Below are 2,892 nucleotides of genomic sequence, written 5' to 3'. Positions count from 1 at the left end.
GTATTAGCACAGTCAAAAATGGCGAAGCCACTATCAACAGCTCAAGAAAGACAAATTGTAAAACACCTCACCTCTACTATCGATGACCGCGCGCTAGCTAAAAAAGCCGTAAGACTGAACCTGAGCCAAGACTCTGCGGTTTTAGATACCTTAAAAGACTCCCCTGTCGCAGGCAAAGAGCTGCTCAATGACTTAGAGCATTATCACTATGTTGGAAACTCTATCCGCTCAATTCAAGTTTGCAGCAAACGTATTGCCGATATGGTCAAAAGCCTAAAAAGCTATGCCCGAGAAGATGAAGAGGTCCGCCACTACACAGATATCCACGAAGGGCTTGAAGATACGTTAGTGATCTTTGAAAACAGGCTCAAACATCACCAACTTGAAAAACACTACGACACCGACTTGCCGCTTCTATTGTGCCAGTCGCTCTCGCTGCAACAAGTGTGGACCAACCTTCTCTCTAATGCACTTGATGCTCTTTCAGAGCGAGGCAAAGTCTCTATCACCACGTATCAAGAAACTAAAGGTGACGACACGTTTCTTGTAGTGCAAATATCGGACACTGGACACGGTATCGCCAAAGAAGACATCAACACTATTTTCAACCCAAACTTCACGACCAAAAAAGAAGGCAACTTCGGTTTAGGGATTGGGTTATCCATTTCTCAACAAATCGTTTCGGCTCATCAAGGTTTTATTTTGGTGGAGTCTGAGGTAGGCAGCCATACACACATGCAAGTGTGGCTTCCATTCAAACAAGAAGGAGCACCTCATGAATAAGTACCTAATTTTATGTGTCGATGATGAGCCAGAGGTTCTCAACAGTGTCCTTCAAGATTTAGCACCATTTGAAGACAATTTTATTGTTGAAGGAGCCGAATCGGTCGATGAAGCTAAGCAAGTGATTAAAGAAATGGGACAGGAAGGTATTAAACTCGCCTTAATCTTGTGTGACCACATCATGCCTGACAAAACGGGTATCGATTTTCTTATCGAACTTAACCAGCACGACTCTACAAAGCCAACACGCAAGCTGCTGCTCACCGGGCAAGCTGGGCTAGAAGATACCGTCACAGCAATTAACAACGCGGCGCTTGATTTTTATATTTCAAAACCTTGGCAAGGCGATCAACTTAGAGACACGATTACTCAACAACTGACAGACTATGTCATTGCAAACGACAAGCAGTTGTTAAACTGGACTTCCATTTTAGATACTGAGCGAATACTGACATCAATGTCAGACAAGCGAACTAGTTTCAGTGAATAGCGATAGGTTGGTAAATAGAGGTTGTTTGATGAATAGTGATTAGATGATGAATAGCGATTAGTTAGTCGCGATGCATCTTTGACACTAAGTGTATTTTGTATAACAGCGAGTAAATTAAGTGTATCTAATAGTTATCGATAACAAGTGAATGGATACTAGATTTTGTTAAATAACCCTAAAACATGAGATCTCTGTAACAGAGCAGTACTTTACTTGCTTGTTTTTTAGCTAAATGACAAATGAATAGCATTTTTATGGGTTACTTTTCCGCGAGTTAGATTAAACTGTCTCAATGTTTATGGTTTGGCTATTTTTTATCAAACCAAAGGGATCAACACTAATAAAGGTTTACGGTCGTTATGCGCAAAATTCTACTTACTACCGCTATGCTATTGGCTTCTAGCCAAGCACTAGCTGTCGATGGACAACCAAATGAACAAGCACAAGTAATGAGCAACTTTAGCTACGATTACTTTGACGCTCGTATCGGTGCGAGCCCAATTACATTTGGTGGTGCGTTCAGTAAGTCAATCCACCCGAATGCTCACGCAGTAGCGCGTATCGATTCAGAATTTGAAGGCGATTACGACTCTGCTGTAGGTCTTGGTTTCCACGCTCCAATTAACAACTGGGCAGATCTAACGGGTGAAATGCTAGCTCGTATAGTTCAACCAGCAGCGAAAAGCTCTCCTGATGTTGGTATGGAATTCAACGTTGGTGTTCGTCAATGGCTTGGCCCACAACTAGAAGTTGGCGGCAAAGGCGGTTACGTTTCTATCGATGATAAAGATGATTGGATCGGTTCTGCTTACGTGCGTTTCCACTCTACAGAACTATTCTCTCTAGGTGCAGAAGTTCGTATCAATGATTTCTACGGTGATCAGTTAATGTTCACGACTCGTTTCAAGCTTTAAGTAAAACGAGAAAGCTCTTCATATGGGCTTAGCCTTTAAAACGGGCTAGATAGAAACAAAAAACCGAGGAAATCCCTCGGTTTTTATATATAAACAGTAATCTTATGCATATACAGGCGATATCTTTAGTGGCAGCTCTTTAATAATTGCTGCTTGCGTGGCTCTTGTAATAGTTTCCAGTGAATACCATCAATTGCACCCGCAAACTTCCAAAGTAATTTTAGGTCAACATCGTTTCCGTACGCTTCGCGAACCTTATTAAACACTTCAGATGCACCCAACTGCATAAACATTGAAACATCATCCACTCCAGCCTTTTTAACCATGCGTTCTAACGTCAGTTGCATGTTAGGCAAATCCCTTAATCTACGGCTAGCAGATGATTTTTTGAAGCTACGCTGCTGAATTGAATTATCGATTGAAGTACGAATAATACTATCCAATTCAGGATGCTCAGACGTAAAGAGATCCGTGATGTCGTAGTAATTCACGGTTGCTGTCGTCTGCTTTTTTACGTGACGATACTTTTCACAATCAAGCCCCGTCAGCTTTTTATCTAATAACTTCCCACCTCGAATGAATACACAATCTTCACTCAACAAAGCGAACATAGCGTCATTTTGAAAGAGGCCAATACCTCCAAACATAGATCGCTTTTGATGTTCACCAAATTGATTCACGTAATTAATAAATGCTGTCTCGGTC

The 2,892-nt window shown here is 41.5% G+C and carries 4 protein-coding genes; 3 read left to right on the top strand and 1 reads right to left on the bottom strand.

The features are described 5' to 3' along the window. The 3 genes from AB4496_RS09655 to AB4496_RS09645 all read left to right on the top strand — a co-directional run. Positions 1-783 (top strand): sensor histidine kinase (locus tag AB4496_RS09655; RefSeq protein ID WP_372130877.1); only part of this gene is annotated, 783 nt, incomplete at its 5' end. After that, positions 776-1,273: a response regulator gene (locus AB4496_RS09650; protein WP_017096722.1), complete on the top strand. Its 498-nt coding sequence runs from the start codon at positions 776-778 to the stop codon at positions 1,271-1,273. The genes AB4496_RS09655 and AB4496_RS09650, both read left to right, overlap by 8 nt. 359 nt (positions 1,274-1,632) lie before the next feature. Continuing rightward, the gene (locus tag AB4496_RS09645; protein WP_009847060.1) at positions 1,633-2,187 is read left to right on the top strand and encodes a hypothetical protein; all 555 of its coding nucleotides are present in this window, start codon (positions 1,633-1,635) and stop codon (positions 2,185-2,187) included. Between the two features lie 125 nt (positions 2,188-2,312). On the opposite strand, the gene AB4496_RS09640 is transcribed toward AB4496_RS09645, so the two are convergent. Continuing rightward, positions 2,313-2,892: TfoX/Sxy family DNA transformation protein (locus AB4496_RS09640; RefSeq protein ID WP_372130875.1), on the bottom strand; the 580-nt coding region annotated here is incomplete at its 5' end.

The sequence above is a fragment of the Vibrio sp. 10N.222.46.A1 genome, from assembly GCF_041473595.1.
Classification (GTDB): domain Bacteria; phylum Pseudomonadota; class Gammaproteobacteria; order Enterobacterales; family Vibrionaceae; genus Vibrio; species Vibrio tasmaniensis_A.
This window is presented reverse-complemented; position numbering and strand designations above follow the sequence as displayed.